General features: G+C 71.4%; 7 protein-coding genes. 2 read left to right on the forward strand and 5 right to left on the reverse strand.

The window, feature by feature from the left end:
* Positions 1 to 1,584 (forward strand): hypothetical protein (locus IF11_RS37090; RefSeq protein ID WP_037728844.1); only part of this gene is annotated, 1,584 nt, incomplete at its 5' end.
* Between the two features lie 35 nt (positions 1,585 to 1,619).
* On the opposite strand, the gene IF11_RS0128895 is transcribed toward IF11_RS37090, so the two are convergent.
* The 3 genes from IF11_RS0128895 to IF11_RS0128905 form a co-directional block, all read right to left on the reverse strand.
* A complete protein-coding gene (locus IF11_RS0128895; RefSeq protein ID WP_030354699.1) occupies positions 1,620 to 6,617 on the reverse strand; it encodes a DNA repair ATPase in 4,998 nt (1,665 codons plus the stop codon).
* 198 nt (positions 6,618 to 6,815) lie between these two features.
* Positions 6,816 to 8,864, reverse strand: a complete 2,049-nt coding sequence (locus IF11_RS0128900; RefSeq protein ID WP_030354700.1) for a flotillin family protein — start codon at positions 8,862 to 8,864, stop codon at positions 6,816 to 6,818.
* A 172-nt stretch (positions 8,865 to 9,036) separates the two neighbouring features.
* Entirely contained in the window at positions 9,037 to 9,657 is a 621-nt protein-coding gene (locus tag IF11_RS0128905; protein ID WP_030354701.1) for a hypothetical protein, read from the reverse strand.
* 329 nt (positions 9,658 to 9,986) lie between these two features.
* Between IF11_RS0128905 and IF11_RS0128910 the strand changes: the two genes are divergently transcribed.
* Positions 9,987 to 10,319 carry a MiAMP1 family antimicrobial peptide gene (locus tag IF11_RS0128910; RefSeq protein ID WP_030354702.1) on the forward strand — a complete coding sequence of 111 codons (333 nt, stop codon included), beginning with the start codon at positions 9,987 to 9,989 and terminating at the stop codon, positions 10,317 to 10,319.
* A gap of 138 nt (positions 10,320 to 10,457) precedes the next feature.
* Here IF11_RS0128910 and IF11_RS42425 read toward each other — a convergent pair whose 3' ends face one another.
* On the reverse strand, positions 10,458 to 10,910 hold the full coding sequence (locus tag IF11_RS42425) for a hypothetical protein (RefSeq protein ID WP_240627641.1): 453 nt from the start codon (positions 10,908 to 10,910) through the stop codon (positions 10,458 to 10,460).
* A 55-nt stretch (positions 10,911 to 10,965) separates the two neighbouring features.
* Complete coding sequence (gene cobN, locus IF11_RS0128920) at positions 10,966 to 14,601, reverse strand: cobaltochelatase subunit CobN (protein ID WP_030354704.1); 3,636 nt, start codon at positions 14,599 to 14,601, stop codon at positions 10,966 to 10,968.
* Positions 14,602 to 14,620: the final 19 nt, after the last annotated feature.

A 14,620-nucleotide genomic window follows, 5' to 3' on the forward strand; every position in this document is an offset into this window, starting at 1 on the left:
GGCGTCGTCTCGCTGGTCGTGGCGGCGATCGTCGGTCTGAGCGTGCCCGCCGACGAGGCGACCGGGCTGAAGAGCGCGGTGTGCCGAATACTTCACCCGCTCAGCGGGGCCGAGGCGTGCTCCTCCGGGGACTACGCGGGCGACGGTGACGGCGGCGGAGGGGACGGAGGGGACGGCGGCGGGGGCCCCGGCGACCCCTTCGTCCCCAACGGCGACCCGTTCGAGCCCGCGAGGTGTCTGCTGTCCCAGGACCAGACGAAGACCACCGTCGTCATCCAGATCCTCTTCATCAAGATCAGCAGCTCGGAGACGGTCAAGCTCCAGCAGTGGTCCGACGGCACCGTCACCCTGGAGCGCGTGAAGGAGACCGGAGGCGGGGTCACCGCGAGCATCTCGGCGGGCATCCCGGGGCTCAAGGACTGGGGCGGCAGCGCCAAGCTGAGCGGCACCTACCTGGCGGGCAGCGGCAGTGGCGGGCAGTGGCTCTTCAACGGGAACAAGAGCGGCGACCCTCAGGCGGACCTGGCGGCCAACCTCGCGGACGCCCAGCAGTTCACCGAGTACCTGAAGGCACAGGACAACTGCAACAGCAGGCCCGCCGGCCCCCGCTCCTCCGAACTGGGCATGATCTGCGGCTACCACGCCGGCAAGAAGAAGCCCGACCTCGAACCGGAGCGGGCACCCGACGTCGACATCACCAAGACCTCCACCGAGGCGTCCGGCAACGCGAGCTTCGGCGGAAAGTTCAAGAGCAACGGCAAGGGCGGCAAGGACGCCGGGAAGAGCGACGGCCCCAAGGACCTCGGCAAAATCTCCGGCGAGGTGCTCTCCGGGACGATGACCGAGGACGTCGTGGTCATGCGCACCAACACCGGCGTCAACGCCGGGAAGATCACCTTCGTCTACACCTTCACCGTCAAGGGCACGGCCGGCTTGGGCGGGGTCGCCACGGGCGAGAGGATGCAGCAGGTGGCGGTCACGTACGACGCCGCCGCCTACGACCAGGAGGAGAAGGACGGCGCCGCGCACCACCCGGAGAAGCTGGTCATCACCACCAGCCAGGAAGCCGGGGACGGCGGCGGCGTCAAGGTCGAGGCAGGCGCCAACGCCGGTCCCGTGACGATCGATGTCGGTGGTGGCGGCGGAAGCACCGAGTCGAAGATACACACCGAGTCGGCCGAACTCATCCTCGACAACGACGGGGACAGCACCGCCGTCGAGGACTGGCTCCGCGGAAACGGCGACCCCGCCAGCAATCCACTCCCCTCCCCCTCGGACGCGGCCGAGGTCCCCGGCCCCGACGCCAGCCCCCTCGAACGGCTGCTGCACGACAAGGGAAAACTCAGCAAACTCGACTACAACGCCAACACCGACTGGTGGAACGCCTCACTCGGCATCGGCTTCGGCATCTCCGCCGGGCAGTTCACCCTCGGCTTCAAACTCTTCGGCATCGACATCACCCACGAGCAGAAGACACAGACGATCACCGGCAACCCCACCTACGCCACCGGCCCCAAGAGCGGCGGCGCCCGCCCCTGGGTCGAATGGAAGAACTGCACCCAGACCAAGCCCATCCCGACCTGACCGACGGGGCGCGGGGTCGCGCGCGACCCCGCCGCTCAGCGATGCCGCCCCGCTCCCTCCCCCGCCACGCCCCTGATCGCCGTCTCCACCGCCGCCACCCGGTCCGTCAGCAGGCCAAGTGCCGCCACCGCGCGGGTCATCGGGTCGGTTTCCGGGCCGCCCAGGGATTGGGTGCGGGTGTAGGCCGTCTTGATGGCCGTCCAGCGGGCCGCGCGGGGTGGGGTGAGGGTGGCGCGGAGTTCGGCGAGTTTCAGGAGGTTGGACTCGGCGCCGGTGGTGAGGGTCTGGGCCTCGCCCGTGTAGTGGTCCTCGATCACCGCCGCCAGTTCGGCGTCGTTCATGACCGCGTCGATACGGGCCGCGATCTTGTTCATGTTGCGGTAGGAGCCCTGGAGCAGGAAGGGCGGTTCGGTGCGGGAGGTGTCGGACTGGGCCGCCGAGGCGATGTAGGCCGCGTTGACCGCCAGGACCGTCGCGCGGGCCATCAGCAGGTGGCGCAGGACCGCGAGTACGCGCTGGAGTTCGGCCGGGGTGTAGGGGTGGGTCAGGCGGTCGGCGCGGGCCGTGGGGTCGGCGGCGGCCAGGCGTACGAGGAGATCGAGGTCGGCGCGGTCGCGGGCGGCGAGGGGGGCCAGGACCGGATGGGAGGTGAGGGCGTTCTCGACGAAGCTCTGCGCGAAGACGTCCTCCTTGCCGGTCAGTACGTCGCCGAGGTTCCATACGTCGGCGCGGTTCGCGAGCATGTCGGGGATACGGAAGCGGTGGCCCGACTCGGTGTACGGGTTGCCGGCCATGCAGACCGCGAAGCGCTTGCCGCGCAGGTCGTACGTACGCGTCTCACCGTTCCGTACGCCCTCGATCCGGCGCTGCGCGTCGCACAGCGGGATGAACTGCTGGAGCAGTTCCGGCGAGGTGTGCTGGATGTCGTCCAGATAGAGCAGGGTGTTGTTGCCGCTCTCCAGGGCGAAGTTGATCTTCTCGACCTCCTGGCGGGCCGTGGCGTTCGGTGCCCGGTCCGGGTCGAGTGAGGTGACCTCGTGGCCCAGGGCCGGGCCGTTGATCTTGACCAGGACCAGGCCGAGCCGGTCGGCGACGTACTCCATCAGCGTCGTCTTGCCGTACCCAGGCGGGGAGACGAGCAGCAGCAGACCGTTGCTGTCGGTGCGCTTCGTCTCGTCCGCCGTGCCGAGCTGCTTGGCGAGGTTGTCGCCGATCAGCGGCAGATAGACCTCGTCGATCAGCCGGTTGCGCACGAAGGACGACATGACGCGCGGCCGGTAGTCGTCCAGCCGCAGCCGCGTCCGCTCGGCCGTGACCAGGGCGGCGCGAGCGCGCTGGTACGCGCGGAAGCCGGGGGCCACCCGGTCGCGGAAGTCCCTTGTACGGGCCAGGAGTTCGTCGATACGGACGGTGAGCCGGCGCCGCTCGATCCTCGGGTGGCCGCCGAGCAGGCCGTCCACGGTCTCGGCCAGCGGCGCCGCCGAGTCGTAGCGGACGAGGTCCGGGCAGAGCTCGACGGCGGTCGCCTCCGCGAGCTCACCCGGGTCGGTGCCGTCCCGGCCGCCGGCCGTCGCGTACGCGGTCAGCCAGTTCTCGACCAGCTGGCGCCGCGCCGCCAGGTCGTCGCCGAGCCCGGCCAGATCGTCGTCGTACGCCGACGTGCCCACGGCGCGGCGGAACTTGTCGAGGAGGGTACGGGCGCCCGCGCCGGTGACAAAGCCCTCGGGGCCGCCGGTCAGCTCCTCGAAGAGGTATTCCGCGCTCAGAGTCGTGTCGTCGTTCAGGGATGTCCCGCCGCTCCGGGATGTCCCGCCGTCCGCCTCCGTGAACTCCCTCATCGCTTCAGCCAGTTCACGCTGAAGCGCCGCGATCGCCGGCGCCAGTCCGAACGTCTCCCGCGCCCGCGCCATCGACACCGCGCGCCGGGTCCAGGCGTCCCGCGCCTCCTCCGTCGTGCCGTGCGCCCAGAACAGCTGCGCGGCGGCGCGGGCGGCCGGCGGATAGCGCAGCAGCCCGGCCCCGGCCCGCAGCCTCAGCAGCGCGCCGAGGATCAGCGTGGCGTCGTGGTCGTGGACCCCGCGCTCGTACCCCTCGTCGTACGCCGACTCCGCCGACCGCCGTACGAGCGCGGCGAGTTCGCCCTCGGAGTCGTCGGAGTCGCCGGATTCAGCGGAGTCGGGGGCCGGCGCTTCGGGACCCAGCTCGGCCAGCAGCCGCGCCGCCAGATACTCCGCCCGGTAGACCTCGGGCGACTCCGACGGCAGCGTCTGCCCCCAGTACGGGCGCGTCGCCGCGAACTCCGGGTCCGTCACCGGCGCGCGGTAGTCGGTCCCGGTGAGCGCGAAACTCAGCCCCCCGCCCGAGCTGTCCGGTACGAGCGTGAGGTCGAGCGGCTGCGTGTTCACCGCGAAGCTGTGCCGCCCCAGCCGGATCAGCGCGCCACCGTCCGCGTACAGGTCGACGCGGTCGCGCAGCGCGCGCGACGCCTCCTGCCGCGCGGCCTTGAGCCGCCCCTCCAGCTCGCCCGCCCGTACCCGGTCGCCCAGTTCCCACAGCTCCGTCACCGTACGGCGGACCTTCGCGACCATCGGGTCGGAGGCGAAGTACGTACTGACCTCGTCGGCCGAGCCCAGGGCCGCCGCCCGCCGCCCGACCGTCTCCAGCACCCGCGCCGCCGACTCCCCCAGCCGCTCGGCGCGCCGGGCGCGGGCGTCCTGGAGGCCCTGCTTGCGGGCCGAGAACGTCTCGTAGATCTCGCCGCGTCTGGTGGCCAGTACGGCGAGGAAGTCGTCCGACTCCGCGAACCGGGATTCGAGGTTCTCCAGCCGCAGCAGCAGCGTCGCGAGCTGGTCGTCGCATGCCTCGGGGGTGTCCGCGGCGGCCAGCGCGCCCGTGACCGCCTGCCCCAACAGGGCTGATTCGGCGGCGAATTCGGCCCGCCCCTCGTGGTCGCGCAGCTCCCCGCGGCGCGCGTCCAGCGTGGCGCGGGCGCCGTTGACGCCGCCCAGGACCTCGGCGATCCGCTCCAGGATGGACGTACGGACGGTCGCGTCCTCGATGTCGAGCCCCGTGACGACCTCGGTGACGGTACGCAGCCCCGCGGCCAGTTCGTCCAGCCGCGCGGTGAGCGGCGCGGCCCCGGCCGCGGTGGCGAGCGCGCCGGCCTCCTCCGTCAGCCCCGCGATCTCCTCGTGGTGGCCGGTGAAGGCGTCGTCGCGGCGCAGGAAGCGGACCGCGCGCTGTGCGAACGCCGTGAGATCCCCCTCCGTCTCCGCCGCCAGCGCGTCGATGCGCGCGATATCCGCGTACCGCCGCTCCTTGAGGGTGAGCAGATGGCCGTGCGCGCGGCGCAGTTCGGTCAGCCGCTCGACCCACGCGGCGGCCGCGGGCGGCACCTCGCCGCGGGCCCGGCGCACCAGCGCCGCGATCCCGGCGGCGGACGCGTCGAGCGCCTCGGCGGTCTGCCGGGTCAGGGTCTGTACGGTCGCGAACTCGGCCAGCACCTGTTCCGCCGTGGCCCGTACGGCGGCCACCGGCTCGCGCAGATCGCCTGTGCCGGGATCGCCCAGCCAGTGGTAGGCGTCGGTGACGCGGACGCAGGCGGCGAGCAGCGTCTCGTACACGGCGGTGGTCGGGGCGGCCGTCTCGGTGACGGCGCGGGCCAGCGACAGACAGTCGGAAATGCCGCGTACGAGGTCGGCGTTGCCGATTCTCCCCAGCGCCCCGCCGTCACCGTCTCCCGCCGCGGCGGCATGGGTGTCGGAGACATACGCGGAACGCCAGATCTGGAGCGGATGGACCCGGGCCGGCTCGGCGCGCTCGTCGGCGCGCAGCACGATCAGCGTGCCGTCCTCGAAGAGCGCGTACCCGTGGCAGGAGAGCGGGGCCGCGACCTCCTCGCGGATCAGGTTGTACGGGAGGAGCAGGCCCCGGCCCTCGGCGCGGGCGTGGAAGACGTACAGCACGTCCTCGCCGTTCGGGGAGCGCAGCTCCCGCTCGAACTCCAGGCCCCCCGTGTCGAGATCGAAGGTCTTGTACGCGCCCGAGGCCAGGCAGTAGCCCCCGGGGAAGACGATCCCTTGGTCCTCGGGCAGCCTCCGGCAGGCCCGCCCGATCCCGTCCAGCCGGACGACGGTCCGGGTGACGGTGTTGAAGACCAGATAGCGCGCGGCCTCCTCCTTGTACGGGCGGACGCGCAGCAGGATCAGCACGCCGGCCCGCGCGTGGGCGACCTCGGCGTCCGCGAGCGACTGGAGCGGCTCGTCGACCGGCTCGGTGTGGATGCCGTCGCCCGACTCGGTGTCGTTCTCGGTCTTGACGGTGAGCGCGCCGCCGACCGTCGAGACGAAGACCTGGCCGCCGTCGACGGAGATGTGCGGATGCCGGCCGAGGACCTGGTCCTCGCGGGTGGTGGCCGTCCACTCGACGTCGTGGGAGGCGGGGACGACATGGTCGCGGTCGCCGCGCGCGTCCAGGAACGCGACGGTGCTGTCCGCCACGTTCGCCGGGTCGGTCGGGTCGGTCGGGTCCGTCGCGCCCGCCGCGCCCGTCGTCAGGGTCCAGCGCAGGACGCGGATGTCGTCGGTGCTCTCGCCGGTCTGGAAGACGGCGAGCAGCCTGTCCCCGGTCCGCCGGAGCCGGAGCAGCCGGGCATCGCGGAAGTAGCGGTAGAGATCCGTGAACTCCCTGACGAAGCGCGGGTCGTCGAGGAGACCGGGCACGGCGTCGGCGGGGAGCGGGTTCAGCTCGCGGTCGTGCAGGGCGAAGACGTCGCCGACGGCGATGTCCGACGACGTACCGGCCGGACTGTTGTAGCCGAAGAGCAGCGCGCCCCCGACGGAGACGATGTCCCGGGGGACGGCGGGCCGCTCGGTCCGTACGCGCCCGGTCCCGGTCAGGCCCAGCTCCATCGAGCCGAACGCCTCGATCCGGCGGGAGTTCAGCTCCTCGGCGCGCCGCGCCAGCTCGCGGGCCTGCGCACCGAGCCGGTCGCGCAGCACCTCGTACGTACCGGCGTCCACTTCGGTCTCCATGGGACTCTCTCTCGCTTTCCGTACGAGTCGTTTCCGTACGAGTCGTTTCCGTACGAGCCGTTCTGTACAAGCCGTTCTGTACAAGCCGTTCTGTACAAGCCGTTCTTTCCAACTGTGACCGCGCAGCGCGCGGGATCCGGAGCCATCGACCCCCGTACGGCGGCTCCGGACCCCCCGCGCCCTGAGAGGGTGTCCCCCTCAGCCCTTGACCGCGCCGTTCACGGCGTCGCTCAAGTGGTCCAGTTGGCCGGCCCCGGGCACACCGAGCGCACCGGACTTCATCAGCTTCATCAGCAGCGCCGACACCGTCAGGTTCTGCACATCGGCCGTCGAGACCGACCCGAGGATCTGCTTCAGGTCCTCCGGCAGGCTGGCCGTACCGTCCAGATACGGCTTCGCGAGCGCCTGCGCCGTCTCGGAGTGCTGGACGAAGCCGTCCACGCTCTTGCCGAGCGAGACCGACGACACGAGCCGGTCGAAGAAGACGGAGTCGCCGCCGACGATATTGATGTCGGAGTTCTCCAGACCCGTGGCGAGCACGGTGGCCTGCGCCTCCGCGACCTGCCGCTGGACGTCGAGACCCGCGAGCCGGATCTCCTTCTCCGCCGCCAGCCGCAGCCGGTACTCCTCGTGCGTACGGGACGCCTCGTCCAGCGCGGCCATCGCCGCCGCCTTCTCGGTCAGCCCCTCGGCCTCGGCCTTCAGCTTCTCGCCGATCATGGCCGCCTCAGCGGTGGCCTGGGCCCGGGTGCCCTCGGCGGCCGCCAGCGACTTCAGCCGCGTCCCCTCGGCCTCCGCCCGCAGCCGCGCCTCCGTGGCCTCGGCCTCCGCGCGGCCCTCCTTCTCCAGGACGTCCGCCTCCTTGTCGCGTACCTGCACCCCCGCGAGGCCGGCCGCCGCCGTCTCGGCCTGGATGCCCTCCGCGAGCCGCAGCTTGGCGCGCGAGTCGAGATCGGCGGACTTCAGCCGGGCCTCGGCGAGCGTCAGCTGCTCGGCCGCGTGGTGCTTGGCCGCGACCTCCGCCGCCTCGGCCGCCTTGATGTCCTTGACCAGCTTCTCCTGGGCCTCCGCCTCGGCCGCGATGATCACGGACGCGCGGGTGCGCTCGGCCTCCTCCACCATGCGGAGCTTCTTGATGGACTCCTCCTGCTCGGCGACCGTACGGTCCACCGCGATCCGCTCCCGGATCACATCCGCGACCTCCCGGCGCTCCGCCTCGACCTCCTTGTCCTTGGAGATCCGGCTCAGTTCGGTCTCGCGCTCGCGCCCGATGACCTCAAGGACGCGGTCCTTCTCGATGCGCTCGTTCTCGATGGCGATGACCCGCTCGCGGTTCTTCTGCGCCACGGCGATCTCGCGCGCCTGGTTCTCCCGCTGCACGCCGAGCTGTTCCTCGGTACGGAGGAACGCGGTCTGCGCGCCGAGCCGCTCCTCCTCCTGCACCTTGGAGGTCGCCGCCTCCTCGCGGGCCCGCAGCGTCTCCACCTCCCGGCGCTGCTTGATCTCGGCCTCGGCCTGCCGCCGTTCCAGCTCCAGGATGGTTTCCCGGGCGTCGACGTTCTGCCGGGTGATCTCCTTCTGCTCGGTGCGCTGGAACTCGTTGGTGCGTACGTGCTCGACCGCCGTCAGTTCGGTGATCTTGCGGATGCCCTGGGCGTCGAGGATGTTGGCGCCGTCGAGCTGCGTCATCGGCGTCTGCTCAAGGAAGTCGATGGCCGCGTCGTCGAGGTGGTAGCCGTTGAGGTCGGTCCCGATGACCCGGATGATCCGGTCCCTGAACTCCTCGCGCTTGGTGTAGAGATCGACGAAGTCCAGCTGCTTGCCGACGGTCTTCAGCGCCTCGGAGAACTTGGCGGCGAAGAACTCCTGGATGGCGGCCGGGTCGCTGGCGCGTTCCGTGCCGATCGCCTGGGCGACCTTGATGACGTCCTCGACGGTCTTGTTGACCCGTACGAAGAACGAGATGTGGATGTCGGCGCGAATGTTGTCCTGGCAGATCAGACCTTCTCTGCCGGTGCGGCGGATCTCGATGATCTTCACCGAGATGTCCATGAACTCGGCCTTGTGCAGCATCGGCAGCACCACGGCGCCGGTGAAGGTGACGTCGACCTTCTTGGTCTTGGAGATGATCAGCGCGCGGCCCTGTTCGACCTTCCGGAACAACCGGCTGACCAGCAGGGACAGGGCGAGGGCGATGAGCAGGACAACGGCGATGAGCACGCCGATGCCCAAGGAGATGGCATCCATTGATGTGTCCTTGAGAGAAAGCGAAGGGGAAGAGTGCGAACAGAGCGCGCGACGGAACTGGTTACCGGCGCGACGCGGGCTCAGCGCAACGCGGGCTCGGCGGAACTCGGCTCGGCGGACGTAGCTCGGCGGACGGAACTCGGTGGACGGAACTCGGTGGACGGAACTCGGCTCAGTGAGCGGAGCGCGGGTCGAGCGCCGGGTCGAAGGGCGCGACCCAGAAGAACTCGCCGTCGACGTCGTACGCGTACAGCAGGCCCGTGCTTCCGGCGACGAGGACATCTGCCTCGCTCCGGCCGGTCTGCCTGACCTGGACCACCGCGGTCGAGCCGTCGGCCGCCGCGACCTCGGCCTGACCGAAGTCGGCGGAGACGGAACCGGTACGGATCGTGCAGGTCAGCCCGATGAAGTCCAGCCGGGACGGCGGCGCCTGTTCAGGTACGAGGTCACGCAGCCGGCGTACGAGCAGCCGCGTGACGCCCCAGGCGATCAGCAACGCGGCGGCGGGCACGGCCACGGACAGCAGGGTCCCGGCGGCGCCGGACACCCCGGAACGGCGCACCAGCACCGAGCCGGCGAGGCTGACGAACCACGCCACGGCGATCACCAGGGACACCGTGACGGTCACCGGCACCCCGCCGAGCCCCGCCGCGTCGGTCGCCGGCCGCGGCTGGAAGGAGTCGTGCTCGGCGGCGCCGGCCAGTACGAGCAGCCAGAAGGCGATGACCACGAGCAGCGCGGCACCGAAGAGGACGGCGGGAAAACCCAGCGCGGCGCCAAGGAACTCACTCATTGCCCACCCCCCGATTCCCCATGCGTACCTGCGACCTCGGGCCCCGGCGCCGTTGGCGTTTCCACATCCCGGCACCGGGGCCGCTCCCCCGTTTGCGCAGTACCCATTCTGCGTGCAGTGGACATGTACACGCATTGCCGGATCCCGGCAGTCTTAACGCGTTCTTAATGCCGGGCAGCGCCACGCCGGACAGACGTCACGCCGGAGCACTTCCCGACGGACACACGCCCCTCACGCGCCCCCATGACCACCAACACGGAGGTGATTCCGAGTAATCAAGTGGAAACAGATAGTGAGGAAGTCAGTCGACACCAACCGTCTGGAGTCCCATGCGCAACCGTCGCAACCGTCGCACTCTTCGTTCCACCGTCACCGCCACAGCGGTGGCCGGCGTGCTGGCCCTGGGCGCCGGCACGGCCGTCGCGAGCGGCTTCCTGAGCTGGGAGGGTCCTCAGAACACCGGCCGCGCCAAGGAACTCACGCGCTGCGGCTGCAGCAACATCGATCCCAACTTCCGTGCGGCATACCGGTTCACCTACACCGGCCAGACCGCGGCGATGTACAACCAGCCCGACTGCGCGGGGACGAGCCACTACACCTTCAGGGGCAACTCGGAGAGTGTTCAGCCCTTTGGCTGGCGGAGCATCTTCATCCACTGTTAGCGCCTGCCCGTTCCGCAGCGCGTCCGAATCCGGCATGGGCCGCGTTCGTGACTGACCTGCGGGCCATCCTGGTACGGGAGTTGGCGGCCATGGACGAGCGCATCGACGGCCTCCAACGCTGCCGCGCCGCTTCGCCAACTACCTGGCGCGGCCCTGAGAGGTGGAGCGGTCGATGTGGAGACGGTCGTGTCCGTCCGAATGCCGGGCGGACGTCACGCCGGAGCACTTCCCATCGACCGCGCGGCCAGTTCGAACGCGCCCGTGTAGCCGTGGCGGCGCATCGCCTCGGTCCAGCGGGGCGGCGCCGTAGACGAGGTCCATGGCCGCGCGCACCTCGCGCCGCTCCTCCTCGGTCAGGTCGCCCTCGGCGGTCTCCGGCAGCGGCGGGAGCGCCGACGCCTCCTCCTCGGCCGCCGCGATCAGGGCGTCGAGCCCGGCGAACTGGGCTTCGGCGACCTCCACCTCGGCCATCTGCCGGGTCGCGGCGTTGACGAGATAGGCGGAGACGTCCATGCCCGCGCGTTCCGCGTGAGCGCGGATTCGCTCAGCGTGCTCGCTCTCCAGGCTGATGCTGATCCTCGTCTTGGACACACCAGGAGCGTAAGACGCGTATTACGGCTCGCCAAGCGCGCTCCTCCGCCCCCTGTCAGCCGTCCTCGCCCTCCAACTCCCCCTCGGTCTCCAGGAACACCGCGCGCAGCGCGTCCAGCACCGCCGGGTCCGGCTTGGCCCACATGCCGCGGGACTCCGCCTCCAGCAGGCGTTCCGCGATGCCGTGGAGGGCCCAGGGGTTGGCCTCCTGGAGGAACTCGCGGTTCTCCGGGTCCAGGACGTACGTCTCCGTGAGCTTGTCGTACATCCAGTCCGCGACCACGCCCGTCGTCGCGTCGTACCCGAAGAGGTAGTCGACCGTCGCGGCCAGTTCGAAGGCGCCCTTGTAGCCGTGGCGGCGCATCGCCTCGATCCAGCGGGGGTTGACCACGCGGGCGCGGAAGACGCGGGACGTCTCCTCGACCAGCGTGCGCGTGCGGACCGTCTCGGGGCGGGTCGAGTCGCCGATGTACGCCTCCGGGGCCGTGCCCTTGAGCGCGCGGACCGTGGCGACCATGCCGCCGTGGTACTGGAAGTAGTCGTCCGAGTCCGCGATGTCGTGCTCGCGGGTGTCGGTGTTCTTGGCGGCCACCGCGATGCGCTTGTACGCGGTCTCCATCTCGTCGCGCGCCGGGCGGCCGTCGAGTTCGCGGCCGTACGCGTAGCCGCCCCACACCGTGTAGACCTCGGCGAGGTCCGCGTCGGTGCGCCAGTCGCGGCTGTCGATGAGCTGGAGGATGCCCGCGCCGTACGTGCCGGGGCGGGAGCCGAAGATACGGGTCGTGGCGCGGCGTTCGTCGCCGTGCTCGGCCAGGTCCGCCTGGGCGTGGGCGCGGACGAAGTTGGCGTCGGCGGGCTCGTCCAGCGAGGCCGCGAGCCGTACCGCGTCGTCCAGCAGCCCGATCGCGTGCGGGAACGCGTCACGGAAGAAGCCGCTGATGCGCAGGGTGACATCGATACGCGGGCGGCCGAGTTCGGCGAGAGGGGTCGCCTCCAGGCCCGTCACCCGGCGCGACGCGTCGTCCCACACCGGGCGGACGCCCAGCAGCGCCAGCGCCTCCGCGATGTCGTCGCCCGAGGTGCGCATCGCGCTTGTACCCCACAGGGACAGCCCGACGGAGGTCGGCCAGTCGCCGTTGTCGGTGCGGTAGCGGGTGAGGAGGGAGTCGGCGAGGGCCTGGCCGGTCTCCCAGGCGAGCCTGCTCGGTACGGCCTTGGGGTCGACGGAGTAGAAGTTGCGGCCGGTCGGCAGGACGTTGACCAGGCCGCGCAGCGGGGACCCGGAAGGACCCGCCGGTACGAACCCGCCGCTCAGCGCGTGCACCACATGCTCGATCTCGTCGACCGTGCCCGCGAGCCGCGGTACGACCTCGCGCGCCGCGAAGTCGAGGACCGCCGCGACCCCGTCCGGGAGGCCGGCGGCCACACCCGGCACCGCCGCCGGGTCCCAGCCCGCGTCCTCCATCGCCTGGACGAGCGCGCGGGCCCGCTCCTCCGCCTCGTCGGCGTCGGTACGGGTCGCCGCCGACTCGTCGAGCCCCAGGGCCTCGCGCAGACCGGGCAGGGAGGCCGTACCGCCCCAGATCTGCCGGGCGCGCAGGATCGCCAGGACCAGATTGACGCGCGCCTCGCCGGCCGGCGCGCCGCCGAGCACATGCAGACCGTCGCGGATCTGCGCGTCCTTGACCTCGCAGAGCCAGCCGTCGACATGGAGCAGGAAGTCGTCGAACCCGTCGTCGTCGGGCCGGTCTTCGAGCCCCAGGTCGTGGTCGAGCTTCGCCGCCTGGATCAGCGTCCAGATCTGGGCGCGGATCGCGGGCAGCTTCGCCGGGTCCATGGACGAGATCGCCGCGTACTCGTCGAGCAGCTGCTCAAGGCGCGCGATGTCGCCGTACGACTCGGCGCGCGCCATCGGCGGTACGAGATGGTCCACCAGCGTGGCGTGGACGCGCCGCTTCGCCTGCGTGCCCTCGCCCGGGTCATTGACCAGGAACGGATAGATCAGCGGCAGATCACCGAGCGCGGCGTCGGGCGCGCAGGCCGCCGACATCCCCGCGTTCTTGCCGGGCAGCCACTCCAGATTGCCGTGCTTGCCGAGATGGATCATCGCGTCGGCGCCGAAGCCGCCGTCCTCGCGGGCGGCCTGGATCCAGCGGTAGGCCGCCAAGTAGTGGTGCGAGGGCGGCAGATCGGGGTCGTGGTAGATCGCGATCGGGTTCTCGCCGAAGCCGCGCGGCGGCTGGATGAGGATCAGCAGATTGCCGCGCCGCAGGGCGGCGAGCACGATGTCGCCGTCCGGGTCCCCGCCGGAGGCGGCCCGGCTGCGGTCCAGGAACATCTCGCCGGGCGGCGGCCCCCAGTGCCGCTCCACCGACTCGCGCAGCTCGGCGGGGAGTTGGCCGTACCACCGCCGGTAGTCGGCGGCGGGGATACGGACCGGGTTACGGGCGAGCTGCTCCTCGGTCAGCCACTCCTGGTCATGGCCACCGGCCTCGATGAGGGCGTAGATCAGCTCGTCGCCGTCGCCCGAGGCCAGGCCGGGGACCGGCTCGGAACCGAAGTCGTAGCCCTCCTGGCCCAGTCGGCGCAGCAGGGACACCGCGCTCGCGGGGGTGTCGAGACCGACCGCGTTGCCGATACGGGAGTGCTTGGTCGGGTACGCGGAGAGCACCAGCGCGACGCGCTTGTCGGCGTTCGTCACGTAGCGCAGCCTGGCGTGGCGTACGGCGATCCCGGCCACGCGGGCGGCCCGCTCGGGGTCGGCGACGTAGACCGGCAGACCGTCCGGGTCCAGCTCCTTGAAGGAGAACGGGACGGTGATGAGGCGGCCGTCGAACTCCGGCACCGCGACCTGCGAGGCGGCGTCCAGCGGGGACAGCCCCTCGTCGCTCCCGGCCCAGGCGGCACGGCTGCCGGTGAGGCAGAGGGCCTGGAGGATCGGTACGTCGAGCGCGGCCAGCGCCCCCGCGTCCCAGGCCTCGTCGTCCCCGCCCGCCGACGCCTCGGCCGGCTTGGTGCCGCCCGCCGCGAGCACGGTCGTGACGATGGCGTCGGCCTCGCGCAGCGCCACCAGCAGCTCGGGCTCGGGCGCGCGCAGGGAGGAGACGTAGAGCGGGAGGGCGCGGGCGTCGGCCGCCTCGATGGCCTCGCACAGCGTGTCCACGAACGCGGTGTTCCCGCTCAAGTGGTGCGCGCGGTAGTAGAGCACGGCGACCGTCGGCCGGTCCGCGCCCGGCGCGGTGGCCCGTACCGGCCGGGGCACCCGGCCCCAGGTGGGCGCGGCGGCGGGCGGCTCGAAGCCGTGGCCGGTCAGCAGGACCGTGTCGGAGAGGAAGCGCGCGAGCTGGTCCAGGTTGGCGGGACCGCCGTGCGCGAGATAGGCGTGCGCCTCGGCGGCGATACCGATGGGGACGGTCGACGCCTCCATCAGCTGGGCGTCGGGGGCCTGTTCACCGGTGAGGACCACGACGGGGCGGTCGCCCGCGAGCAGCAGATCGATCCCGTCCTGCCAGGCGCGCAGGCCGCCGAGGAGCCGTACGACCACGAGGTCGGCGCCGTCGAGCAGCGCGGGCAGTTCATCGAGCGCGAGCCGGGCGGGGTTGGCGAAGCGGTACGGGACGGGCCCGCCTGCCGCGTTCGCCGCGCGGGCGCTGAGCAGATCGGTGTCGGACGTCGACAGGAGCAGAAGCATGCGGCGTCTGGCCTTCCTC

The sequence above is a fragment of the Streptomyces scopuliridis RB72 genome, assembly GCF_000718095.1.
In the GTDB taxonomy this organism is placed as follows: domain Bacteria; phylum Actinomycetota; class Actinomycetes; order Streptomycetales; family Streptomycetaceae; genus Streptomyces; species Streptomyces scopuliridis.

Coding starts and splice junctions, on each gene's coding strand:
- IF11_RS0128895 (WP_030354699.1), bottom strand. CDS start 6,617: ATGGAGACCGAAGTGGACGCCGGTACGTACGAGGTGCTGCGCGACCGG.
- IF11_RS0128900 (WP_030354700.1), bottom strand. CDS start 8,864: ATGGATGCCATCTCCTTGGGCATCGGCGTGCTCATCGCCGTTGTCCTG.
- IF11_RS0128905 (WP_030354701.1), bottom strand. CDS start 9,657: ATGAGTGAGTTCCTTGGCGCCGCGCTGGGTTTTCCCGCCGTCCTCTTC.
- IF11_RS0128910 (WP_030354702.1), top strand. CDS start 9,987: ATGCGCAACCGTCGCAACCGTCGCACTCTTCGTTCCACCGTCACCGCC.
- cobN (WP_030354704.1), bottom strand. CDS start 14,601: ATGCTTCTGCTCCTGTCGACGTCCGACACCGATCTGCTCAGCGCCCGC.